The sequence below is a fragment of the Aliivibrio finisterrensis genome (assembly GCF_008933155.1).
Classification (GTDB): domain Bacteria; phylum Pseudomonadota; class Gammaproteobacteria; order Enterobacterales; family Vibrionaceae; genus Aliivibrio; species Aliivibrio finisterrensis.
On sequence record NZ_WBVP01000143.1, the window covers coordinates 1 to 207 of the forward strand.

Here is a 207-nt window from a genome sequence, read left to right on the forward strand (position 1 = left end):
TCTGGATCGCAGCCACCGTGGTCAACGATTGGCTATCTACCTGACCATTCACTTCACTGAGGTTATTAGCATCAATACCCGTGACGCCAAAGTCAGCATAATCACTCACCGATGGTGCAGGTTGCGTATTATCCAACGCGTAGGTTCGTATCACATTGACGCTATTAGTTAGAGTCTGGATCGCAGCCACCGTGGTCAACGATTGGC

The 207-nt window shown here is 49.8% G+C and carries 1 protein-coding gene; it reads right to left on the minus strand.

The genetic code is table 11. The features are described from left to right. A partial coding sequence (locus F8B77_RS17860; protein ID WP_167512895.1) for a hypothetical protein occupies positions 1 to 207 on the minus strand: 207 nt, incomplete at both ends.